Annotated in this window: 18 protein-coding genes; 9 read left to right on the top strand and 9 right to left on the bottom strand. The window is 59.6% G+C overall.

Going from position 1 to position 24,056, the window contains the following annotated elements:
* Positions 1-202 precede the first annotated feature (202 nt).
* Positions 203-1,327 carry an OpgC family protein gene (locus BLQ41_RS11020; RefSeq protein ID WP_090188480.1) on the bottom strand — a complete coding sequence of 375 codons (1,125 nt, stop codon included), beginning with the start codon at positions 1,325-1,327 and terminating at the stop codon, positions 203-205.
* Between the two features lie 249 nt (positions 1,328-1,576).
* Here BLQ41_RS11020 and BLQ41_RS11025 point away from each other — a divergent pair, with 249 nt between their 5' ends.
* Entirely contained in the window at positions 1,577-3,082 is a 1,506-nt protein-coding gene (locus BLQ41_RS11025; protein WP_090180584.1) for a glucosyltransferase domain-containing protein, read from the top strand.
* Positions 3,083-3,199: 117 nt separating this feature from the next.
* Complete coding sequence (locus BLQ41_RS11030) at positions 3,200-3,574, top strand: GtrA family protein (protein WP_090180587.1); 375 nt, start codon at positions 3,200-3,202, stop codon at positions 3,572-3,574.
* A gap of 50 nt (positions 3,575-3,624) precedes the next feature.
* Here BLQ41_RS11030 and BLQ41_RS11035 read toward each other — a convergent pair whose 3' ends face one another.
* Entirely contained in the window at positions 3,625-5,244 is a 1,620-nt protein-coding gene (locus tag BLQ41_RS11035; protein WP_090180590.1) for an FMN-binding glutamate synthase family protein, read from the bottom strand.
* A 72-nt stretch (positions 5,245-5,316) separates the two neighbouring features.
* Positions 5,317-6,117: a helix-turn-helix transcriptional regulator gene (locus BLQ41_RS11040; RefSeq protein WP_090180592.1), complete on the bottom strand. Its 801-nt coding sequence runs from the start codon at positions 6,115-6,117 to the stop codon at positions 5,317-5,319.
* Between the two features lie 124 nt (positions 6,118-6,241).
* Between BLQ41_RS11040 and BLQ41_RS11045 the strand changes: the two genes are divergently transcribed.
* Together BLQ41_RS11045 and BLQ41_RS11050 are read left to right on the top strand one after the other, a co-directional pair.
* On the top strand, positions 6,242-7,063 hold the full coding sequence (locus BLQ41_RS11045) for a carbon-nitrogen hydrolase family protein (RefSeq protein ID WP_090180595.1): 822 nt from the start codon (positions 6,242-6,244) through the stop codon (positions 7,061-7,063).
* 242 nt (positions 7,064-7,305) lie between these two features.
* Positions 7,306-8,631, top strand: a complete 1,326-nt coding sequence (locus BLQ41_RS11050; RefSeq protein WP_090180598.1) for an APC family permease — start codon at positions 7,306-7,308, stop codon at positions 8,629-8,631.
* Between the two features lie 125 nt (positions 8,632-8,756).
* Here BLQ41_RS11050 and BLQ41_RS11055 read toward each other — a convergent pair whose 3' ends face one another.
* The 5 genes from BLQ41_RS11055 to BLQ41_RS11075 are packed head-to-tail and all read right to left on the bottom strand — an operon-like array spanning position 8,757 to position 17,140.
* Positions 8,757-10,163 (bottom strand): ATP-binding protein, encoded by a 1,407-nt coding sequence (locus BLQ41_RS11055; RefSeq protein WP_090180601.1) that lies wholly within the window; start codon positions 10,161-10,163, stop codon positions 8,757-8,759.
* Positions 10,160-11,971 carry a DAHL domain-containing protein gene (locus tag BLQ41_RS11060; RefSeq protein ID WP_090180604.1) on the bottom strand — a complete coding sequence of 604 codons (1,812 nt, stop codon included), beginning with the start codon at positions 11,969-11,971 and terminating at the stop codon, positions 10,160-10,162. The genes BLQ41_RS11055 and BLQ41_RS11060 overlap by 4 nt, the downstream gene beginning before the upstream one ends.
* Positions 11,968-12,927 carry a cytochrome-c peroxidase gene (locus BLQ41_RS11065; RefSeq protein WP_090180607.1) on the bottom strand — a complete coding sequence of 320 codons (960 nt, stop codon included), beginning with the start codon at positions 12,925-12,927 and terminating at the stop codon, positions 11,968-11,970. Before BLQ41_RS11065 ends, BLQ41_RS11060 begins: the two co-directional genes overlap by 4 nt.
* A 44-nt stretch (positions 12,928-12,971) precedes the next feature.
* Positions 12,972-14,846: an EAL domain-containing protein gene (locus BLQ41_RS11070; RefSeq protein WP_090180611.1), complete on the bottom strand. Its 1,875-nt coding sequence runs from the start codon at positions 14,844-14,846 to the stop codon at positions 12,972-12,974.
* Positions 14,843-17,140, bottom strand: coding sequence for an EAL domain-containing protein (locus BLQ41_RS11075; protein ID WP_090180614.1), 2,298 nt, complete (start codon positions 17,138-17,140; stop codon positions 14,843-14,845). The genes BLQ41_RS11070 and BLQ41_RS11075 overlap by 4 nt, the downstream gene beginning before the upstream one ends.
* 264 nt (positions 17,141-17,404) lie before the next feature.
* Here BLQ41_RS11075 and BLQ41_RS11080 point away from each other — a divergent pair, with 264 nt between their 5' ends.
* The 4 genes from BLQ41_RS11080 to BLQ41_RS11095 all read left to right on the top strand — a co-directional run bounded on the left by BLQ41_RS11080 (position 17,405) and on the right by BLQ41_RS11095 (position 20,523).
* Positions 17,405-18,763 (top strand): HD domain-containing phosphohydrolase, encoded by a 1,359-nt coding sequence (locus tag BLQ41_RS11080; protein ID WP_090180615.1) that lies wholly within the window; start codon positions 17,405-17,407, stop codon positions 18,761-18,763.
* A 162-nt stretch (positions 18,764-18,925) separates the two neighbouring features.
* On the top strand, positions 18,926-19,360 hold the full coding sequence (locus BLQ41_RS11085; protein WP_090180619.1) for an NUDIX hydrolase: 435 nt from the start codon (positions 18,926-18,928) through the stop codon (positions 19,358-19,360).
* A gap of 25 nt (positions 19,361-19,385) precedes the next feature.
* Positions 19,386-20,036, top strand: a complete 651-nt coding sequence (locus tag BLQ41_RS11090) for a LysE family translocator (RefSeq protein ID WP_090180622.1) — start codon at positions 19,386-19,388, stop codon at positions 20,034-20,036.
* Complete coding sequence (locus BLQ41_RS11095) at positions 20,026-20,523, top strand: GNAT family N-acetyltransferase (protein ID WP_090180625.1); 498 nt, start codon at positions 20,026-20,028, stop codon at positions 20,521-20,523. Before BLQ41_RS11090 ends, BLQ41_RS11095 begins: the two co-directional genes overlap by 11 nt.
* Positions 20,524-20,653: 130 nt before the next feature.
* Here BLQ41_RS11095 and metR read toward each other — a convergent pair whose 3' ends face one another.
* Positions 20,654-21,571, bottom strand: coding sequence for a transcriptional regulator MetR (metR, locus tag BLQ41_RS11100; RefSeq protein ID WP_090180627.1), 918 nt, complete (start codon positions 21,569-21,571; stop codon positions 20,654-20,656).
* A 119-nt stretch (positions 21,572-21,690) separates the two neighbouring features.
* Here metR and metE point away from each other — a divergent pair, with 119 nt between their 5' ends.
* Positions 21,691-24,003, top strand: coding sequence for a 5-methyltetrahydropteroyltriglutamate--homocysteine S-methyltransferase (gene metE / locus BLQ41_RS11105; protein ID WP_090180630.1), 2,313 nt, complete (start codon positions 21,691-21,693; stop codon positions 24,001-24,003).
* Positions 24,004-24,056 lie beyond the last annotated feature (53 nt).

Genomic DNA, 24,056 nt, shown 5'->3' on the forward strand with positions numbered 1-24,056 from the left:
GATGGCGGCGGGCCCACGGAGCAGGACCGGAGCGAGGGCATGCCGAGCCTAGGCGAGGCACCGAACGTCAGGGGCAAGAGCCCTTTGGTTACTTTGGCGCTTTTCGAAAGTGACCCGCCGTCAGGGCGGAACCAATAGCCGCCGTTACCGCAAAAACGGATATGCCCCCAATCCCAATCCCAACCCCCAAAGCCTTTCGGCTTCAGACCGCCGCAACATACGGAACCCGATTCAACCGCTTATTGAACTCCAGCCAAACCCCCAACAACCCCATCAACCCAGCGCCCACCAACGCAGTGAAAATCTGCATGACAAAGGCATCATCAGCCATGGCATTGACCATATCCGCCAATGGCGCCAGCAACACCCCGAGGCAAAACACTTCCAGCGAATAACGCCCCATCCGACAGCATTGCTGCGCCAGCCAGTTGCGCGTCCAACCCCTGTCCGGCAACAGCTTCGCCGCCACATACGCCAACGCCAGAAAGTGCAAAAGCCGCACGGGCGACAGATCCGTCTTGCTGATCGGGTACAGCAAATTACTCAGACTGGCCGGCATCAGCGCATCGTGAATGTGCGGCCAACGCCACAAGACAGTAATCACACCAGTGACCACCACATACACCGCCGCGCTGACAAACAACGGCCGGCGCAGCAACGGACGAGTGTCGACCTGCCGTGGCCGCTGCCCATGAATCGCCGCGGCACCGCCGAGCACAAACAGCAATTGCCAAGTGACCGGGTTGAAGTACCAAACACCGTCCTTGATCGCCGCCAGGTTCCAGCCAAACGACGGCGCCAGCAGATACACCGTCAACGACACCGCGACCACCGCCCAGGCCTTGCGCACCAGCATAGGCAGCACCAGCGGCAGCCCGGCCAGCAGCACGATGTACAACGGCAGCGGGTCCATCAGGTTGGGTTTGAAGCGCAGCAACAACTCATCCGTCAACGCTTGCTGCGGGTTAGTGATGAAGTGATGCAGGCCCATTTCCTCGACCAGGTCGCGGGTTTCCACATGGCTGTTGGCGAAGAACACGATGCCCATCAGCATCGCCAGCAGGAAAATATGCACCACATACAACACCCAGGCGCGGCGCAGGATTTTCACGCAGGCGATCAGAAAACCGTCACGCGCCAGGATCTTGCCGTAGGCCAGGACGGCCGCATAACCGGCGAGAAACACGAAGATTTCCGCGGCATCGCTGAAGCCGAAATTGCGCAGGGTGATTTGACCCAGCGGGTTGTGGGGCACGTGATCCCAGAAAATGAAGATCAGCGCCAGGCCCCGGAAAAAGTCGATTCGGTGATCGCGTTCAGTCGTCATGGTGGCGGGCTCTTGAACGGGTTTGAAGTAGAAACGCTCGGCGCTGAAAAAGGGGGGGCGCCGCACATTGGCGGCGCGCAGGGTGCAGGGATTCGCCGGCAATTGCAAAACGTGGATATTACGGAATGTCTCTGAGCGTCGTCATGCGATGACCGCTTGTCTAAAAGCCGTACACACCTGCTATCTCTGACTAACGTCGGGGTTCAAAGCTTTATCGATTGAAGGCGGAATTCCCCCAGAGGCGCCGGCATGAAGATCAGCGAATGGCTCGACAAAGAGCTCACCGGCCGTCAGGTCTGGCTGTTGTTTGTTTTTGCGACGCTGATTTACATCCTCCCGTTGATCCTCGCGGACTTCCCCTACATCGATGACAACTGGCGCGCCCTGGCGGCGGGCACAGGCTGGGCGGGCGAGGGGCGTCTGTTCGCGCAATGGTTCTACAACTTCCTGACGTTCAGCAGTGCTGCGCCCAATATCTTCCCGCTGCCCCTGTTGATCACCACGCTGGCCATGAGCGTGGCGCTGACCCGCCTGACGTTCCACTACTTCCCCGAACCGACGTTTGCCCATTGCCTGGTGGTGTTGCCACTCTGGTACAACCCGTTTTTTCTGCAGAACCTGTCGTATCAATACGACGGGCCGACCATGGCGCTGAGCATTGTCGCGGTGATTTACGCGATCATTTATCGAAGCCCTTCACCCGTCCGGCGATGGGTCGTGCCGGCTGTGCTGATCGCGTTGGCCGCCGGCTTGTATCAGGTCAGTATCAATGTGTTTCTCGGGCTCTGTTGTCTGGAGTTGCTGCGCGGTGCCAACGACAAATTACCGTGGCCCGCGTGGTGCGCAATGATCGGCTGGAAAGTGGCGCAGACGGCGCTGGCCTGGTTGATCTACTACGCCACGGCCTATTCCTACATGACTCAGGACCGAACCGACTTTTTGAACGGGGCGGCGGCACCGCTGCTGCAAATTGAAGCCAATGCGGGGCGGGTGCTGGAAAAAATCGTGCTGCTGTTTCATGGCGGGTTGGCCTGGGTGTTCGCCGGATTGTTGTTGTGCGCCATTGCGGGTGCCGTGCGTGTGGGGCAGCACGTGATGGAACGACCCGAGACTGGCCTGAAGAAAACCGTGATCGGCCTGCTGTGTCTTTTGCTGCTGCCCGTGCTGATGTTGCTGGTGCCGGGCGCAACCTTGTTCTTCCGCGATTTCAACGAAGGCGCCCGAACGTTGATGGGCTTTGCGGTCGTGCTGGTGCTGCTGTTTTACCTCAGCCATCTGGCGCTTGCGCCGGCACACGGAAAACTGCCGCTGTTGTTGCTGGTTCCCTTGCTGGCAATTCTGTCGCTGTCCTTCGCTTACGGACGGGTACTGACGCAGCAAAAAACCTTCGCGACTCAGGCGCTGTTTGCCCTGAGTGCGGACATCGCCTCCCGCCCGGCATTGCGCCAAGCCAAGCGAATCTACCTATCGGTGACGTACTCCGACCACTGGCTAGTGTCAGCCGCCGGGGCGTTCAAGCAGATGCCGGTGTTGCACTATTTGTTGAACAACGACTTTTACATGCTCGCCGAAAACCTGCCGAAAACCGGCATCACAAACGTGGTCCGGGAAAACGAACGGCGCAATGCCACGCGGGTGGGCTACCTGGGTTATCCACCGCTGGTGGACAGCCTGTTCTATCGCATTTATCTGCTGGGGGATTACGGCTTCATCGTCATGAAAGAACCGGTTCCGGTTAAAGCGCTGCTGTGGTGAATGCATGACCGTTGGTCTGGGAGAGTGCGCTACCTGTTATTTCTGACAGTAGACGCATACCGGCCCCTGACTTTAGGTTTGCAACACCCCGGAAACAGGACTGGTCAAGGAACGGACATGAAAGCTTTATGGAAAGAGTTTTCCACTTTTGCGGTAGTTGGCGTCGCCAGTTCGCTGATTCATTGGCAGCTTTTTTACGTGCTCGTCACCGCGGCCCGACTCAGTCAAGCCGTCAGTAATTTTTCGGCATTTTGTGTCGCCGCGACATTCTCGTTCTATGTGCATGCGCTTTACACCTTTGAGGCAGGCGCGTCTGCACTTCGTTATCTGGTGTACGTGTTCTTTATGGGGGTAATGAGTTTCGTGGTCGGACATTACGCTGATGTCTGGAAAATACACGGGCTGGTGACCGTCGCATCGTTCTCGCTGTTGAGCCTGATCTGCGGAATGTTCTTTTCCAGGTTGATCATGTTCAAGGAGCGGGAAGGATGAAGGTATCGCTGATGCCAGCCTCCCCATAAGGCTGGCATGCAGAACAAACTTTATGCAGCAACCACCTCATTCGGCTCAAAACTATCCGCCCGCGCCATCTGCCACATCCGCGAGTAGAACTCGCCGTTCACTTCCCCGGTGAGCAATTCCCCCGGCTTCAAGAACACATGCAACTGCGAAAACAATTTGATCTCGGTCGCCGACATGCGTCGCACCAGATGCTTGGCCGACAACTGCGACGGGTGATCGAGCCCGGCCGCCGCGAGCATTTCCGCCAAGGCCTTGAGCGTGTTGCGGTGGAAGTTGAACACCCGCTGAGCCTTGTCCGGAACTACCAAAGCGCGTTGACGCAGGGTGTCCTGGGTGGCGACACCGGTCGGGCATTTGTTGGTATGGCAGCTTTGCGACTGGATGCAGCCGATGGCGAACATGAAGCCGCGTGCCGAGTTGGCCCAGTCGGCGCCGATGGCCAGTACGCTGGCGATGTCGAAGGCGCTGACGATCTTGCCGCTGGCGCCGAGTTTGATTTTGTCCCGCAGGTTCAGGCCGACCAGGGTGTTGTGCACGAACAACAAGCCTTCGCGCATCGGTACGCCGATGTGGTCGGTGAATTCCACCGGGGCGGCGCCGGTGCCGCCTTCCTTGCCGTCGACCACGATGAAGTCCGGGAGGATGCCGGTTTCCAGCATGGCCTTGGCGATGCCCATGAATTCCCATGGGTGACCGAGGCAGAACTTGAAGCCCACCGGTTTACCGCCGGACAGTTCACGCAATTGCTGGATGAAGTGCATCAGTTCGATCGGCGTGGAAAACGCGCTGTGGCGCGAAGGTGAGATGCAGTCTTCGCCCATCATGATGCCGCGGGTTTCGGCGATTTCCTTGGTGACCTTGTGCTTGGGCAGGATGCCGCCGTGACCGGGTTTGGCCCCTTGCGACATCTTGATTTCGATCATCCGCACTTGCGGCGTCTGCGCCTGGGCGGCGAAGCGTTCCGGGTCGAAGCGTCCGTCTGCGGTGCGACAGCCGAAATAGCCGCTGCCCAGTTCCCAGGTCAGGTCGCCGCCGTTTTCCCGGTGATAAGCGCTGATGCTGCCTTCACCCGTGTCGTGGGCGAAATTGCCGAGTTTGGCGCCCTGGTTCAACGCGCGAATGGCGTTGGCGCTGAGCGAGCCGAAGCTCATCGCCGAGATGTTGAACACCGACGCCGAGTACGGCTGGGTGCACTGCGGTCCGCCGACGATGACCCGGAAGCTGCTCGGGTCGCTCAACGGTGCCGGGCGCATGGAGTGGCCGATGAACTCAAAACCCGATTGATAGACATCAATCAGCGTGCCGAACGGTTTGTCGGCGGTTTCATTTTTGGCTCGCGAATAGACCAGCGAACGCTGGGACCGGGAGAAGGGCAGGGCGTCGCTGTCGGATTCGAGCAGGTACTGGCGGATTTCCGGGCGAATGCCTTCCACCAGGTAGCGAATGTTGCCCAGGATCGGGTAGTTGCGGCGCACCGCGTGGGGGCTTTGCAGCAGGTCGAAAATGCCGATCAGGCTGAGCACTCCGGTGACAGCGGTGATCGGCCAGAGCCAGTCGTGTTGCAGAAAAGGCAGGCTGGCGAGGGTGAAGATCACGCAAGCGGCAAAGAAGGCGTAGCGGCTCAGGAGTGACAGGCTCATACGGTTTCCCTGGGTTCGGACTCGGTTGGCAGCTTCACACAGGATCCCTGTGGGAGCGCTCGGGGCACGGTGTCAGGCATTCTGCGCCTGGAGAAAAATCGAAAACAGCTCGGACTGGGATTTGATCCCCAGCTTGCTGTACATGTGTTTTTTATGGACTTTCACGGTTTCTACAGAGATTTCCAGCTTACGGGCGATTTCTTTACTGGAGCAACCGCTGAGCATCAAGCGCCCGACGTCCAGCTCCCGCGCAGTCAATTGCGCACCTTTGAGTTGCTGCACCGAAGCTTCCAGCTGCACCCGCCAGTCACCTTGGGTCGGCGCTGGCGCAAGGGCCACGACTTCGTTGATTTCGTAGGGCAGGCGTTGGCGCAACAGGCCCAGCACCCAAGGCTGGATCAGCGACAGCAAGGCAATCTGCTGGCCACTGAAACGCTGTCGGCTGCCCAATGACAGGCACAGCGTGCGGTCGCCTTCGAGCTGGCAATTGAACTGGATTTCATCGGCCACCACATTCAGACGAAAGTAGCGCTGGTAATACTCGGTCAGCTCGAAGTGCTCCGGCGCCACTTCCGACAGACGATAGAGGCCGGTGCGCGATTGCTCGCGGCAGGCGATGTAGAACGGGTCCAGCAAGTACAGGCCGCGCAGGTAATCCTGGAAGAGCTGATCCGGGCTGCCGTCCAGACCGGGGCATTCGGCGAACACTTGCGGGTGCTGGTCGGCGCTGAAAAGCAGGGCCACCCAGCTGTCGAAGGTCACGTACTGATCCAGCAGGCGCACCAGTTGCGTCCAGAAATTGGGCTTGTCCAGCGCATCGATCAGTTGTCCGACCGAGCGGTGCCAAGCGATGTCGTCTAACGAAAGTGTCATGCCTCTACCCCTATCGGGTTACCCCAGCGGCGTGATTCCCCGGCCCGCTGCTTGCTGCGCATACTGGCGCACAGACACAGACCGGGCAATCTTTCTGCCGCCCGGTCCATAACAAGGATTCCCAATGAAAGTCGAACTCGCCCAGTTGGCGGGCCGTGACAACGGCACTGCGTACAACCTCGAACGCGCCTTGGCAGCGATTGCAGCCTGCGCCGCCGACACACAACTGATCGTCTTCCCGGAAACCCACCTGATGGGCTTTCCTACCGCCGCAACCGTGGCCCAGACCGCCGAACCGCTCAACGGGCCGACCGTCAGCGCCATCGTTGCGGCTGCCCGCGAGCGCAACATCGCAGTGGTGATCGGCATGGCCGAGAACGACAACGGCCGCTTCTACAACACCACGCTGCTGATTACTCCCGAAGGCATCGCGCTGAAATACCGCAAGACGCACCTGTGGGCTTCGGATCGCGGCGTGTTCGAGGCCGGTGACCGTTACGCCACCTGCCAGTGGAACGGCGTGCGGGTCGGCTTGCTGATTTGCTACGACATTGAATTCCCGGAAACCGCCCGAGCCCTGGCGCAGCTGGGCGCCGAACTGCTGATCGTCACCAACGGCAACATGGACCCTTACGGCCCGACTCACCGCACCGCGATCATGGCCCGCGCCCAGGAAAACCAGGCATTTGCGTTGATGGTCAACCGCGTGAAAGACAGCGATGACGGGCTGGTATTTGCCGGTGGCAGTGCGCTGGTGGATCCGCTGGGCACGTTGCTGTTCGAAGCCGGACGGGAGGAGGGGCAGTTTGCGGTTGAACTGGATTTCAGCCAGTTGGAAGCGGCACGCAAGGACTATCGGTACCTGGATGATCAACGGCTGAAGTTGCCGGGGGAAATCGTCGAGCAGGCTTCTGGCGTTCGGGAGTTGCTGATTCCTTTGCGCTGATCCGGATTCAGTGTCGTCAGGGCTGACGCCTTCGCGGGCAAGCCCGCTCCCACAGGGGATCTTCGGCGGACACAGGATGAGTGAACGACAGCAATCAAATGTGGGAGCGGGCTTGCCCGCGAAGAGGCCAGCCCAAACAAGACACCTGTTTGACCTTGCACCCAATTACAACAACGAAACACCCGAAATTTAGCGCCGAACTCGGCTCTGCCATAAATCTAATAAATTCGGAGTAGTCGCTCATGGCTCGTTTGCAACGCACCCTGTCATTGGGTTCGGTGGTGCTGTTCGGCATTGCCTACATGACGCCGATCATTGTGCTCGGCACCTTTGGCATCCTCGCTCAATCCACCGCCGGCATGGTGCCAGCCGCGTACCTGGCGGCGCTGGTGGCGATGTTTTTCACGGCCATGAGCTATGGCCGAATGGCGTCGGCGTTCCCCGTCGCCGGTTCCGCCTACAGTTATGTGCGCAAGGCGATCAGCCCCAAACTCGGTTTTATCGCCGGGTGGGCGGTGCTGCTCGATTACCTGTTCCTGCCGATGGCGATCTGGCTGATCGGTGCGGCCTACCTCAACTCCGCGTTCCCGGCCGTGCCGCAGTGGATCTGGGTGCTGGCATTCATCGGCATCACCAGTGCGATCAATATCGTCGGCCTGAAACTGGCCAACGGCATCAACGCCTTGCTGATGCTGGTGCAGTTCCTGGTGCTGATCGCCTTCGTCGCGCTGTGCATCCACTACGTCGGTGGCGATGCGAGCACGCCGTTGTGGTCGATCAAGCCGTTCTTCAACGGCGACATGCAGATGCCGCTGATCATGAGCGGTGCGGCCATCGCCTGTTACTCGTTCCTTGGATTTGATGCGGTCAGCACCCTGACCGAAGAGACCCGCGATCCGCGCCGCACCATTCCGCGGGCGATCATGCTGATTACCCTGATCGGCGGGCTGATCTTCGTCAGCGTCTCGTACTTCGTGCAGATCGCGCATCCCTCGTTCCAGTTCGACAGCGTCGACTCGGCGGCCTATGAAATCGCCCGCAACATCGGTGGTGACCTGTTCGTGACGATCTTCCTGATCGGTCTGATCGTCGGCCAGTTCGCGTCGGGCCTGTCGGCTCAGGCCAGTGGTTCGCGTCTGTTGTTCGCCATGGGCCGCGACGGTGTGCTGCCCAAGTCGTTCTTCGGCACGTTGCACGAACGCTTTGGCACCCCGGTCAACAGCATCCTGTTGTGCGCCGTGGTGGCGTTGCTGGCATTGAAACTCGACGTCACCACCTCGACCTCGTTCATCAACTTCGGCGCGTTCCTGGCGTTCAGCCTGGTGAACCTGTCGGTGATCTTTCATTACTGGATCGGCGGTGAAAAGAAGGGCCTGCGAGAGTTCGTACTGTTCCTGTTGTTCCCGTTCATTGGCCTGGCCGCCGATTTGTGGCTGATGGTCAGCCTCGATCACCTGGCGATTTACCTGGGCTTGAGCTGGCTGGCGATTGGCGTGGTGTACCTGGCCGTATTGACCGGTGGTTTCCGCCGCCAGCCACCGGAGATGGATTTCCAGGAAGCCACGTAACCCTGCTGACCCCTGTAGGAGCTGTCGAGTGAAACGAGGCTGCGATCTTTTGATCTTGTTTGTAAAAAAACCAAAGTCAAAAGATCGCAGCCTCGTTTCACTCGACAGCTCCTACAGGTGAGTATTCAGGCGGCGGGTTTTGTCTGGTGCACGGGTAACTCGACGCGGAATGTGCTCCCTGCGCCCACCTCGCTACGCACCGTGATCTCCCCTCGGTGTTTTTTGACGATGCCATAGGACAGGGACAAACCCAGCCCTGTCCCCTGGCCCACCGGTTTGGTGGTGAAGAAGGGGTCGAATATTTTTTGCAGGGTCTCCGGTGCGATACCCGAGCCGGTGTCTGCCACCTCGATCCAGACCTTTTGCCCCTCAACCCCGGTGCGCAACGTAATGGTGCCCCGTTGCGGTCCCACTGCCTGAGACGCGTTGACGATCAGGTTCATGATGACCTGATTGATTTGTGATGGCAGGCACTCGATCTCGGGCAACACCTGATATTCCTTCAGCACGTCGGCCTTGTACTTGAGTTCATTGGCGACGATGTTCAGGGTCGATTCGATGCCCTGTTGCAGATTGGCCCACTGCCATTCCTGGTTCGAGTCCACGCGGGAGAAGTCCTTCAGGTCCTTGACGATCTGCCCGACGCGGTTGATGCCGTCCTTGGATTCCTTGATCAGTAACGGAATGTCCTCGCGCAGAAACTCCAGCTCGACCCGTTCGCGTAACTGTCCAAGCCGTTCGAGCACCTCGTTTGAGGCAATCGCCTCTTCGGCATCGCGATAGGCATCGAGCATGGACTGCAGTTGCGTGAAGTAACCTTCGAGGCTGCCGAGGTTGGAGGAAATAAAGCCGATGGGGTTGTTGATTTCATGGGCGACGCCGGCTGCCAACTGGCCCAGGGAGGCGAGTTTTTCCGATTGCACCAATTGCGATTCAAGCTGTTTGCGCTCGTCGATTTCTCGCTGCAACGCCACGCTGGCCTGTTTGAATTCGGCCGTGCGCAGGTTAACCAGGTGCTCCAGGTGGCTCATCTGCACAAAGGCCCGTTCGGTCATTTCCCACTTGGTCAGCAGAGTGCTGGCCATCTGCTGGACTTCGATGTTGTCGAACGGTTTTTTCAGAATCAGCAAGCGGTCATGCGCGTGTAGACGGTCCAGCAGTTCATCCCAGGAATAGTCGGAATACGCAGTACACACCACCACTTGCAGGCGCGGGTCTTGCTGCCACAAATGTTCGATGGTCTGCGCGCCGTCCCAGCCCTCAGGCATGCGCATGTCGACGAAGGCGAGGGCGTACGGGCGGTTTTGCTGCAATGCCTGATTAAGCTGTTCCAGGCCTTCCTGGCCGCCGTAAGCCGAGTCCAGTTCGAACAGGGCCCCCGCGGCTTTGACTTCGCTGCCAAACAGCGCGGCTTCCATTTCGTCCAGTTCGACTTGCTGCACCTCCACCGGCGTGAGGATCTTGCGAAAGTCCTCATGAATGGACGGCGTGTCGTCGATCAGAAGAATGCGTCGGTTCGAAGATCCGTTCATGCCTTCTCCGTAACGGTTTTCAGCGGGATCTGCAGCGTGAACTGCGCCCCTTTGCCAGGCCCGTCGCTGTGCGCGCTGAGGTGGCCGTTCATCTCGATAGCCGCCAGGGCGCAACTGTGCAGGCCGAAGCCGTGACCTTCCTTGCGGGTGGTAAAACCGTGGGCAAAGATTCGGGTCATGTTTTCGGGCGCGATGCCTTCGCCATCATCTTTGACGCTGATTTGCAGGGTGGTGTCTTCAATGATTTTCACCCCCAGCGTCATTTTTCGCGGGCGATTGCTGAGGTCGGACATGGCGTATTTTGCATTGCTGATCAGGTTGATCAGGATCAGCAGCAAGCGGTGCTTGTCTCCCATGACCTGCGGCACATCGTTGTACTCCTTGATCACCGTCACGTGGTGCCGGGTCAGGGCGCCGGAATTCATGCGCAGGGCATCTTCGAGCAACTCGCTGATGTGCAGCGGTTCCGTCAGATTGTTGGCTCCGGCGTAGGACTGCTGGGTGGCGACAATGTCCTTGATGTGATCGACGCTCTTGGTCAGTTGGGCGAGTTCGTCGGTCATGCTGTGTTGTTCGAGTGCAATGGCATCGACCAGTTGGTTCAGGTAGCCGGGCAGTAACTTGCCTTTCTCGTCCTGGGTCAGGAAAGTGCCAAGGTCGCCAGAGCGCGCGTTGATCAGTTGCATGGCCTTGCCCAGCCCTTGAGCCTTGCTGCTGCGCAGTTTGCGCGAGACCAGGTCGGCGGAAATGTTCACGCTGTTGAGCACATTGCCGACGTTGTGCAACACATTGGTGGCGATCTCGGCCATGCCGGCCAGGCGTGCGGTATCGAGCAGTTCGCTCTGGGTATCCTTGAGCTCGCGGGTGCGTTCTTCGACCCGTTGTTCGAGGTCGTCATTGGCAGTTTTCAGGGCTTTGTTGACGCGGTTGATCACCGTGAAACTGCGCATCAAGTGAATCGCCAGGTACACCAGCAACAACACCAGCAGCACGGAAAACACCAGCATGTAGAAGTGGTAGCGCTGATCGATCGCATCGGCCTGCTGCTGATCCTTGTTCAGCAGGTCGGTGATATCGTCCAGCCGTTCGGCCACGGGAATGGCTTCGATGTTTTCCAGCAAGCGGTTGACCACTGGCTGTTCACGCAGGATCAACGCGATGTGATTGCTCAGGATATCGATCGGACGGTGGAACTGCTCCGGCAGGCGCAACTTGTTCACGCTCAGTTTGTTCAGGCCCACCAGGATATCGGCGGCTTTGTCATCGGAGGTGACCTGGGCAAATTCCAGGCCGCTGAGCAGCAGGTCATAGGTGTCGGTAGCAATGTTTTGCAGCTGCAGTTTGTCGCTGTCCAGCAACCGGGCAAGGGGTTGCTGAATGTCATCTTCGGCGGTCGGCAGAAACGCCAGGGAGTTACGCAAGACGGCATTGTGCGATTTGAACTGTTCCACCAGCCGGGATTTTTCCTCGAAAGCGCTCAGGTAGGCATCATGACTGGCGCGCCAGACGGGCGATTCGTTACGGCCGTGACTGGACTCCATCGTGTCGAACCGTTCCCACAACCGAGTCATCTCGGTCAGCGGCGTGACCAGCGGATCGTAGTTGTGGTTGGTGTCTATCCGCGCCTTGAGGATTTCCGTTTCCCATTGTGCGTTCAGCTGTTTGATCCGGGAAATCAGATATCGGGATTCGGTGTAGGTCGACGTCTGGTTCGAGCTGGACTTGAGGTACAGAAACAACAGCGTCGAGGCCAGTAACAGCGCCACGATGCCGAGGAGTGCCAGGCTGCTGCGATGGGACATTTTCATAAGGGTTTGCCTTCCCATTCACCGGTCAAGGTCTTGAGAAACTGGATGATCAGGCCCTTGTCGTCTGCGGAGGGGATGCGTCCCAGCTGAAAGGTGAACATCACGTCCACGGCGTCCTCGAGGGTTTTGGCCGAGCCGTCGTGAAAGTACGGCGCGGTCACGGCGACGTTACGCAGGCTCGGGACCTTGAACACGTTGCGGTCCTCTTCGTCCTTGGTCACCAGATAGCGCCCCAGGTCGGTTTCGGTCGGGTTGCCGCGCGCCTTGAAGTAATCGCCCATCACGCCGAATTTCTGGAACATGTTGCCGCCGATGTTGACGCCTTGATGGCAGGTTATGCAGCCGTAATCCTTGAAGCGTTGGTAGCCGTATTTTTCTTCGGTGGTGAGAATGTCGGTATTGCCTTTCAGGTACTGGTCGAAACGCGAATTGGCGCTGAGCAGTGTGCGCTCGTAGGTGGCCAGGGCATTTTGCACATTGAGCTGGGTTACGCCGTCCGGGTAGGCGTTGACGAATGCGCGGTGATACGCCGGATCGGCCGACAAGGTCTGCACCACGTGTTCCCAGTTGCTCCCCATTTCACCAGGGCTTTGCACCACGGTGTGGACCTGGGTTTCCAGGGTGTCGGCGCGTCCGTTCCAGAACTGTCGGAAGTTCAGGCTGGCGTTGAATACGCTGGGGGTGTTGATTGTCACTGGCTGGCCGTTGAAGCCAATGGAAAATGCCTTGTCATCGGCGCCACCGTTTTCCAGGTGATGACAGCTGGCGCAGGACAGGCTGTTGTTGACCGACAATCGGGATTCGTTGAACAACTGGCGACCCAGTTCGACACGCTGCGGGTTTTGTTCCGGAGCGGCCGGCAGCGGTTTGAGCGGTTCATTCAGCGGCTCGCCGACCGCGCCCGCACTGAGCCCGAGCAAAGGAACAAGCAACAGGCAGTAGAAGAATGGCGACATCTTATGATTCCTTGGCGGATGGCCGAAGCGTCGCTTCATATCGGTCAGGTGGTTGCGAACGGGAGAGACTTCACCGATGTCATGTACTGCACAAAGGCCTCTGGTTCGACGGCTTTGCTGAAGTAATAACCCTGGCCTTCCTCGCACTGATGGGCCTTTAGAAAATCCAGTTGTTCGAGGGTTTCCACTCCTTCGGCGATGACGGTCAGCTTGAGGCTCTTGCCCAGGCTGATGATGGCGCTGACCAATGCCGCATCGCTGCTGTCGCGGGTCAGGCCGCGAATGAACGACTGGTCGATTTTCAGCACGTTGATGGGGAACCGTCGCAGGTAACTAAGGCTGGAATAACCGGTGCCGAAGTCGTCGATGGCCAGCCGCACACCCAACGCTTTTAGGCGATTCAGAGCGGAGACGGTGGCGTCGACGTTCTGCATCAACACCCCTTCGGTGATTTCCAGTTCCAGCAATGATGGGTCCAGGCCGGTTTGCTCAAGGACCTGTTCAATGCCTTCGACGAAACCGCGCTGGCGAAAATCGATGGCCGATACGTTCACCGACATGCACAGCTTGGGCAGTCCCGCGGCCTGCCAGGCGCAGGCTTGCCGACAGGCCTGGGCCAGTACCCATTTGCTCAACGGCACGATCAGGCCGCTGTCTTCGGCGACACCAATGAAGTCGGACGGATAAACCAGGCCATGCCCGGGTTTGAGCCAGCGGATCAAGGCCTCCGCACCCACCACCTGACCCGTGCCCAGGTCGAGCTTGGGCTGGTAATGCAGGACAAATTCGTCGCGCTCCAGTGCCAGGCGAATCCCTGTTTCGATACTTTGCTGATCCCGGGCACGCTGGTTCATTTCGTCGAGGAAGAAGCTGAAGTCGTTCGGGCCGATTTCCTTGACGTTGCGCATCGCGGTTTCGGCTTTCTTGATCAGCGCGATGGCATCGAAGCCGTCATCGGGATAAATGCTGATGCCCAGGCTGGCGGTCACGCTCAGGTCATGGCCGGCGATGTGCTGGGGTGCGCGAATGGCGCTCAGGATTTTTTCGGCGATGCCTTTGGTTTGTTGCGGGTGGCGGATATCGGCCAGGATCACCACGAACTCATCAGAGCCGTAGCGAAACACCGAATCGGATTCGCGCACCGTGGACACCAGGTTTTGCCCGACCCGTTTGAGCATCTCGTCTCCAGCTGGGTGCCCCAGTGCATTGTTGATGCGCTTGAATCGGTCAAGGCCCAGAAACATCACCGCCAGTTGCTTGTCATGGCGGCGGGACAATGCCAGGGACTGGTTCAGCCGATCACCGAGCAGCGTGCTGTTGGGCAGCTCGGTCAATACGTCATATTGCAGCAGGTGAGACACCTTGAGCAGTTCGTGGACGCGTGCCTCGATGGTTTGCTCCAGGCTTTGCACTTTCGTCTCGGCGTCCTGGGTCATCTGCCATTTCCAGGTCAGGGCGCTGGCCATCTGGCGGATTTCCACACTGTCGAAGGGCTTTTTCAACACCAGCAATTGGTCGCCGTACTCGAGCCGCTCGGCCATTTCTTCCCAGCTGTAATCCGAAAAAGCCGTGCACAGGGCGATTTGCAGATGCGGGTCGACCTTCCAGAGTTTTTCGACGGTTTCCAGGCCGTCCCAACCCGGCGGCATGCGCATGTCGGTGAAGGCCATCGCGTAGGGGCGACCTTCGGCCTGGGCGCGCTTGACCAGTTCGAGCGCTTCCTGGCCCTGGTAGGCCGAGTCGAGCTGGAACGTCAGCCGGTCAGGCTTGGGCGTGCCAAACAGCGTTTCTTCAGTGCCGGCCAGGGACAGTTCGTCTTTGGTGTCAGGGCCGAGGATCTTGCGAAAGTCCTGATGGATCGAGGGCGTGTCATCAATGATCAGGATGCGCCGGTTGGTCTGCACGGAGGACGTCTTCATCCCTTGTCCTCCGTAGAGTGCGGGTTGTCCCGGATCGGTCCGGTTTGAAAGCTGGCGGGCATGATACTGCCGGCTTTGAGCAAGTGAGCGGCCTGCTGGCTGCTGACCGCTTTGCTGAAGAAGTAACCCTGTGCGTTCATTGGCGAGCCTGTGGCCATCAGCGAACTACGCTGTTCCTGGGTTTCGACACCTTCGGCGATGATTCCGATCCCTACCTCACGTGCGAAATTGATGATGGCACGCAATGTGTTGGCGCAAGCCGGGTCCCGGGCCGCGGTATCGATGAACGCCTGGGCGAGTTTCAGGTGATTGACCTGGTAAGTCTTGAGGTAATCGAAGGAGGAATATTCGGTGCCGAAGTCATCGATGGCGATCTTCACCCCCAACTCGCGCAGGCGCGGCAGCACATCGTTGTGGGTCCACTTGGTCTGGGCCAGGGTCGCTTCGGTGACATCGAAACGCAGGTCCCAGGGGCACAGTTCATAGCGCGCGGTGGTGCGCAGCACGTCATAGATCAGTTCGGGACCACTCTTGAGCTGGGCCAGTGACAGCTTGATGGCAATGACCGGCGGCGCCATGCCTTCATCGCGCCACTGGCGCATTTGTTGGCAGGCGCGATCCAGTACCCAGTGACCGAGGGCGATAATGGCACCGGTTTTTTCCGCCGCCGGCAAGAACGTCGGTCCCTCCAGCAAGCCCCGTTCGGGGTGATTCCAGATGACCTGGGCTTCCATGCCGAGGATCTTGCCGCTGCTCAGTTCCACCTCGGGCCAGTAATTGAGCTCGAGCTCTTCATGCTTGATGGCGTCTTTCAAGTCACTGGCGATGGCCATGCGCTCGACCACCTCCTGATTGATCTCCTCGGAATAGAAGTGGTACTGGTTGCGGCCCTTTTCCTTGGAGCGATAGAGCGCCATGTCAGCCTGGCCTAGCAGACCGTCGGCACTGGTGATGAGCGGCGAGTAGCTGCTGATGCCGATGCTCACTGAAACGCGCACGTCATTGCTGGCGAGGGAGTAAGGCAACACCAGGGCATCGCGGACCTTGGCGGCCAGCGCGGCGGAATGGGTCGGGTCGCTGACGTCAAGTTGCAGGATGGCGAACTCGTCGCCGCCGAGGCGCGCGACCACATCGTTTTCCCGCACGCAGGCCTTGATGCGCCGGGACACCTCTTGCAGCAACAGGTCGCCCACCGGATGACCGAGGGTATCGTTGATCCGTTTGAAGTGATCCAGGTCCAGGTAGAACATCGCGAACGGTGTGGCCCCCCGGCGGGCGGCGGCGAACGCCTGGTGCAGGCGCTCGATCAGGGTGGCCCGATTGGCCAGTCCGGTGAGTCCGTCGGTGCGGGCCAGCAGGGCGATTTTCTCTTCGGCGACTTTGCGCTCGGTAACGTCGATGATGATGCCTTCGACTTCCAGCAAGCGTCCTTCATCGTCGCGCACCGGGATATAGCGGTTCTCCACCCAGCGCCAGGCGCCGTCGCTGGTGCGCATGCGGAACTCGATGGAGGCTCCCGCCGCGTGCCGGTCCAGCACCCGGGCCATCGCCGTGTCGACTTTCGGTTGATCGTCGGGATGAATCAGCTCCCGGGCCCAGTTGGCCGAGGCGACCAGGTTCGCCGCGACGTGACCGTACTTGGTGATGTTGTGGGAGATGTACATCAGCGGAAACGAGGGTTCGCCGCGCAGGCGATACAAAATGGTCGGGCTGTTCTGCACGATGATGTTGGCATCGGACAGCTCCCGGGTGCGTTCCTCGACCGCCTGCTCAAGCAGCGACATCTTCAGCGCCGCATCTTCGGTCATCTGCCATTTGGCGGTCATGGCACTGGCTATCTGTCGGATTTCAATGGCATCGAAGGGTTTTTTCAGAATCAGCAACCGATCGCCCAGCTCCAGGCGTTCATCGATGTCTTCCCAGGAATAGTCGGAATAGGCGGTGCACAGCGCCACTTGCAGCTTGGGATCAACCTGCCACAGCCGTTCGATGGTTTGCAGACCGTCCCAGCCCGGCGGCATGCGCATGTCGATGAACGCCAGCGCGTAGGGCAGGTCGTTGGCCAGTGCTTGTTCGACCTTGCTCAGGGCTTCAAGGCCCTGAAACGCCGAATCGAGCACGAAGCTTTGCAGAACGGCCGTCGCTTGCGTTCCGAACAGGGCTTTTTCGGCGTTGGTCAGGTCTTCGTCATCGATCGATGGCGGACTGAGGATCTTGATGAAGTCCGCATGGATCGAAGCGGTGTCGTCGACGATGAGAATCCGACGATTGGTTCGTGCCAGCAACGTACTCATAAGCGTACGGCCGGAACGGATGCAATGCGGTGTAATGTGCTCATAGGGGCATCCTTTCCCTGATCACGTGGCCATGCGTTGCAGATAATGGATCCGAGTGATTGCAGCATAGTCCCCTGTGCAGCACTTCGCCTACCCGACTCAAACGAATCATTTCCAGAAGAAGTGTGCAAAATCATCTAGCCTGTAGCTCAGGCTTGGCCAAAGGGGATTGTTTGGCTGCGACCTGACGCACGATCTACCCGTTTCGCTTGAGGTTATGCCATGGAAGAGCAACTCCCCCCCACGATCACCGATAGACCCAGGGTGTTACTGGTTGATGATGAGGAATCGATCCTCAACAGTTTGCGTCGGCTATTACGCGGCCAGCCCTACGAGGTGTTATTGGCCACCAGCGGTGCCCAGGCGCTGGAAATCATGGCGCGTGAGCCCGTCGACCTGGTAATGAGCGATGCGCGCATGCCCAACATGGACGGCGCGACGCTGCTGGCGCACATTCACCAGCACTATCCCGATACGCTGCGCATTTTGCTGACCGGGTACGTCGACCTGACAACGATCGTGAAAGCGATCAACGAGGGGCAGATTGACCGTTACATCAGCAAACCCTGGCACGATGAGGAATTGCTGCTGACGTTGCGACAGTCGCTCGCCTACCAGCGCTCCGAGCGCGAACGGCTGCGTCTGGAGCGCGAGACGTGGCATCGCAACGAAGAATTGAAGGTCCTGAACGCGACCCTGGAAAAACACGTCGCGGCCCGCACTTCTGAACTGCAACAGACCGCCGACATGCTCGACCTGGCGTACGAAGAGCTCAAACACAGCTATGTCACCGGCACCGAGGTGTTCTCGTTGCTGGCCAACCTGCGCTTGCCGCCTGCCAAGCAGACGAACCGGCAGATCATTGAGCTGGTGCGGGTTTACTGCAAACTCCATGGCGTGGACGAGGCCAGCACCCGCGACCTGGCCATGGCCGCAGCGCTCTACAACATCGGCAAGCTGAGTTGGACCGATGGCATGATGAATACGCCTTCGGACCTGCTGCACCACACCGATCGCGAGCGCTATCGCGGTTATCCGAAGCAAAGCGAATCGTTGCTGATGACCCTCGATCCGATGAAGGACGCCGCGCGCCTGATCCTTCACCATCAGGAGCGCTGGGATGGCAGCGGGTTCCCCGACCGGCTCAAGGGCGAGGCGATTCCGCTTGGATCGCGCTGGCTGAAACTGGCGGTGGATTTCATCGAGTTGCAGCGCGGGCTGATCCTTGAGCGCCAGATGAACAGCGATGAAGCACTGGTCTATATCCGCCAGTACGCCGGGCGACTGTATGACCCTGATCTGGTCGAGGATTTCATTCAGGTCTGCGCCGCGTACCTGAGCGATGTCTCGCTGGCCGATCCGACGGTCAAAGTGCTGACCACCCGGGACCTGGCCGCCGGCATGCTGCTGGCACGCAACCTCAATGCCGATAACGGCATGTTGCTGCTCAACGCGGGCAAGGTGCTGAGTGGGCCTCTGATAGAGAAGCTGATCGCGTTCGAGGCGATGGAAGGGGCGAAATACAGCATTTTCGTGAAAGTGCCGGAGGAAGTTGAGGGCCTGGAGCTGTTAGCGAATTAGGGCTTCATGATTGAAGATCGCAGCCTCGTTGCACTCGACAGCTCCTACAGATGTACGCCGGACCCTGTAGGAACTGTCGAGTGCAACGAGGCTGCGATCTTTTGATCTTGACCCGCACCCATGTGATCCTTTGCGCCCTTCACTCAAAACCATTTCAAATCCATGACCCTTTCATCCGCCGTTTCCCCCCGCATCATCCGCATTGCCGCCGCCCTGTTGATCGGTCCTGACGGTCGTACTTTACTGGTGCGCAAGCGCGGCACCGCAGCGTTCATGCAACCCGGCGGCAAGATCGAGCCCCATGAGCAACCGGTCCAGGCCCTGGCCCGTGAACTGGAAGAAGAGCTGGGCCTGCTGATCGACCCCGCCTGCGCGCAGTATCTGGGACCCTTTTCGGCACCGGCCGCCAACGAGCCGGGCTATGTCGTCCAGGCGGAACTCTTTCAGCTGACCATCGACGCAGACGTGTCCCCTGCCGCGGAGATCGAAGAGGTGCGCTGGATTGACCCGGACACCGACGGCGATCTCACGCTGGCGCCATTGACACGAGACCTGATCCTGCCGTTTTATCGAGCTTCGCTGACCGCGACCACCTGATCATTTACGGACTAGGATTGCCCCCATGATCCCGCTACAAGACTTGCTGATTTTCGCTGCCGCCGCGCTGTTGATGGTACTGACGCCGGGGCCGAACATGATCTACCTGATTTCCCGTTCGATCTGTCAGGGGCGCAAGGCCGGCGTGACCTCGTTGCTTGGCGTGGTCGCGGGCTTTTTCGTGCATTTGTTCGCCGCCGCTGCCGGCTTGACCGCAGTGTTTCTGGCGGTGCCGATGGCCTATGAAGTGTTGAAGTGGGCAGGCGCGCTTTACCTGCTGTGGCTGGCCTGGCAGGCCATCAAACCCGGCGCACGTTCGCCGTTCGAAGCGCAGCAATTACCGCCGGACTCGTCGCGCAAACTGATCACCATGGGCTTTCTCACCAGTGCCCTGAACCCGAAGATCGCAGTGTTTTACCTGTCGGTGTTTCCGCAATTCATCACCCCTGAACACGGTTCGGTGTTCACCCAGAGCATCGTGCTGGGCCTGACCCAGATCAGCGTCAGTTTCAGCGTCAATCTGCTGATCGCGATCTTCGCAGCGGGCATCGCCTCCTGGTTCGTCAACAACCCGTCCTGGCTGGCGGTGCAGCGCTATTTCATGGGTTTTGTCCTGTCAGCGCTGGCGGTGCGATTGATGCTTGAACAGCGGCGGATGGCGCTCAATGTGGATTGAGCGCCTGGATGCCAGCCATGCCCTGGACTATCGCGCACTGATGCTGGAAGCCTACGACCTGCACCCGCAGGCGTTTACCTCAAGCGTGCGCGAGCGCGCCACGATGCCGCTGAGTTGGTGGGAGTCGCGCCTGACCAGCAAGCTGGAGGTGGTGTTCGGCGCGTTCGAAGAGGGCGCGCTGGTGGGCATCGTCGGTCTCGCCTTCGAACCTCGGCAAAAGGCCTGGCACAAGGCAACGCTGTTTGGCATGTACGTGTCCGGCAAGGCCCGGCAACGCGGGTTGGGTTATCGCCTGGTGCAGGCGGCACTGGCCGAGGCGCAGAACCATGAACGCCTGAGGCTGATCCAGCTGACCGTCACCGCCGGCAACGAGGCGGCGTTCAACCTGTACCAGCGCTGCGGCTTCATCCAGTTCGGCCTCGAACCGATGGCGGTGCGCGTCGGCGAAGACTACTTCGACAAAATCCACATGTGGCGTGAGCTTTAAAGATCGCAGCCTCGTTTCACTCGACAGCTCCTACAGGGTTTGGCGTAAACCTGTAGGAGCTGTCGAGTGAAACGAGGCTGCGATCTTTTAATGAACACGACTGACCGCGGATCAAGTTCGATAGGTGTTGCTAGCGAACGGCGCTGACCCCGTCCAGGGTCGAGAACGATGTGTCCTTGGCCGTCAGCAAGAAATCGCGCATGTACGGCGCATCCAGCATGTCCGCGCGAATCGCCGCATACAGCGTCGCAAACAATCCCTTCTCGCCCAGCCGCTTGGCCTTCACATAGCCGCGTGAGCTGTATTCATGCAGCGCCCAATGCGGCATCCCGCACACGCCGCGCCCGCTGGCCACCAATTGCATCATCATTACCGTCAGTTCCGAGGTGCGGACCTGCGCCGGTTCGATGTCGGCGGGTTCCAGGAAGCGGGTGAAGATGTCCAGCCGATCACGTTCCACCGGGTAGGTGATCAGCGTTTCCGTGAGCAAGTCTTCCGGAACGATGTAGGCCTTGCTCGCCAAACGGTGCTGGTTGGCCACCGCGAGCATCGCTTCATAAGTGAACAACGGCACATAGGTGATCCCGGCCAGTTCCAGCGGATCGGAGGTCACCACCAGGTCCAGATCGCCCCGGGCCAGGGCCGGCAGCGGGGCGAAGGAGAAGCCCGAGGCCAGGTCCAGCTCGACTTCCGGCCAGGCATCGCGGAACTGGTCGATGGTTGGCATCAGCCATTGGAAACAACTGTGGCACTCGATTGCCATGTGCAAGCGGCCCGCCGTACCGCCCGCCAGGCGTGCGATATCACGTTCGGCGCCACGCAGCAGCGGCAAGGTCGCGTCAGCCAATTGCAGCAGGCGCAAACCGGCACTGGTGAAACGCACCGGTTTGGTCTTGCGCACGAACAACGGCATGCCCATGCGCTCTTCCAGTTCCTTGAACTGGTGGGACAGGGCTGACTGCGTCAGGTGCAGCCGGTCGGCGGCGTCGACCAGGCTGTCGGCTTCGCGCAAGGCGTGCAGGGTCTTCAGGTGACGGATTTCAAGCACCGGATGGCTCCATGAGGAAAACTTGTGATCAACACGAAAAGGTTGAGTTTGTCTCATGTTGGGTTGACTGTCGACAATAGCGCCATGTTTTACAGCCTCTTTATTGGAAGACACTCATCATGGCTCTGGCGCACACACTTGGTTTCCCCCGCATCGGCGCGGACCGCGAATTGAAAAAAGCCCTCGAATCCTACTGGAAGGGCGATCTGGATCTGGACGCGCTGAACAACGTTGGCCGCCAATTGCGCGCCAGGCACTGGCAATTGCAGAAAGACGCCGGCATCGACCTGCTGCCCGTTGGCGACTTCGCCTGGTACGACCAGGTCCTGACCCATTCCCTGACCTTCGGTGTGATTCCCGAGCGCTTCGACAGCGCCAAGGATGCCCAAGGCCTGCCGACCCTCGACACTCTATTCGCCATGGCCCGTGGCGCCACGGCGACCTGCTGCGGCGGCGAACACGGCACAGCGCAATACGCCCAGGAGCTGACCAAGTGGTTCGACACCAACTACCACTACCTGGTCCCGGAATTCAGCGCTGACCAACAATTCAAGCTGAGCTGGGAACAGCTGTTCGACGAAGTCGACGAAGCCAAGGCGCTGGGCCATGAGGTCAAACCGGTCATCATCGGCCCGCTGACCTACCTGTGGCTGGGCAAAGCCAAAGGCAACGACTTCGACAAGCTCGAATTGCTCGAACGCCTGCTGCCGGTCTACAACGAAATCCTCGGTCGCCTCGCCGCGCAAGGCGTGGAATGGGTGCAGATCGACGAACCGATCCTGACCCTCGACCTGCCGCAAGCCTGGAAAAACGCCTTCGAACGCGCCTATCACATCCTCCAGTACTCGCCGCTGAAGAAACTCGTGGCGACCTACTTCAGTGGTCTGGAAGACAACCTCGGCCTGGCCGTGGGCCTGCCGGTGCAAGGCCTGCACATCGACGCCGTACGTGCGCCGGATCAACTCGGCCAAGTGCTGGATCGCCTGCCGACCTACAAGATTCTTTCGGTCGGGCTGGTCAACGGCCGCAACGTCTGGCGCTGCGAGCTGGAGCAAGCCCTCGCACAATTGGCGCCGGCCCAGGAACGTTTTGGCGAGAACCTGTGGGTCAGCAGTTCCTGCTCGCTGCTGCACAGCCCGGTTGATCTGGAGCGCGAAGACAAGCTCGACCCTGAACTGAAATCCTGGCTGGCCTTCGCCGTGCAAAAGTGCGGAGAAATTGCCGTGCTGCGCGATGCCCTCAACGACCCGCAATCGCCCAAGGTGCAAGCCGAACTCGCGCAAAGCCGTGCCATTGCGACCAGCCGCGCCGAGTCGCCGCGCATCCACAAAGCCGAAGTCCAGGCGCGCATCAAGGCCATTGGCGCAGCGGACAGCCAGCGCCAGTCGCCGTTTGCCAAACGCATCGCGCAGCAACAGGCGCGCTTGCAACTGCCGGCATTTCCGACCACCACCATCGGCTCGTTCCCGCAAACCGGTTCGATTCGCCTGGCGCGTCAGGCTTTCAAGCAAGGCAAGCTGTCGGCCAACGATTACACCGACGCCATGCACAGCGAAATCCGCCACGCCGTGCAAATCCAGGAACGCCTGGGCCTGGACGTGCTGGTGCACGGTGAAGCCGAACGCAATGACATGGTCGAATACTTCGCCGAGCAACTGGACGGCTACCTGTTCACCCGTTTCGGCTGGGTCCAGAGCTACGGTTCGCGCTGCGTCAAACCGGCGATCATCTACGGCGACTTGAGCCGCCCGAACGCCATGACCGTCGACTGGATCACCTACGCGCAAAGCCTCACCGACAAGGTCATGAAAGGCATGCTCACCGGTCCTGTGACCATGCTGATGTGGTCGTTCCCGCGCGAAGACGTCTCGCGCAAAATCCAGGCGCAGCAGCTGGCGTTGGCCCTGCGTGACGAAGTGGTCGACCTGGAAGCCGCCGGCATCAAGATCGTGCAGATCGACGAAGCCGCATTCCGCGAAGGCTTGCCGCTGCGCAGGGCGCAATGGCAGGAATACCTCGATTGGGCCGTGGAAGCATTCCGCCTGAGCGCCTCCGGTGTGCGCGATGAAACCCAGATCCACACGCACATGTGCTACAGCGAGTTCAACGACGTGATCGAGTCCATCGCGGCGATGGACGCCGACGTGATCACCATCGAAACCTCGCGCTCGGACATGGAATTGCTGGAAGCCTTCGAAGCCTTCGACTACCCGAATGACATCGGGCCAGGGGTTTATGACATTCACTCGCCACGGGTGCCGGACACCGCCGAGATGGTCAAGTTGATGAGCAAAGCGGTGAAGCGGATTCCGGCTGAGCGGTTGTGGGTGAATCCGGATTGCGGGTTGAAGACCCGGGCGTGGCCGGAGACTGAAGCGGCGTTGGTGAACATGGTGGCGGCTGCGCGGCGGTTGCGGAGTCAGTTGGCCTGACGCTCTGCCGCGCTTGCACTGGCGCCATCGCGCAGTCCCGGGAGTCAATGTCA

Source organism: Pseudomonas arsenicoxydans, assembly GCF_900103875.1.
GTDB lineage: Bacteria > Pseudomonadota > Gammaproteobacteria > Pseudomonadales > Pseudomonadaceae > Aquipseudomonas > Aquipseudomonas arsenicoxydans.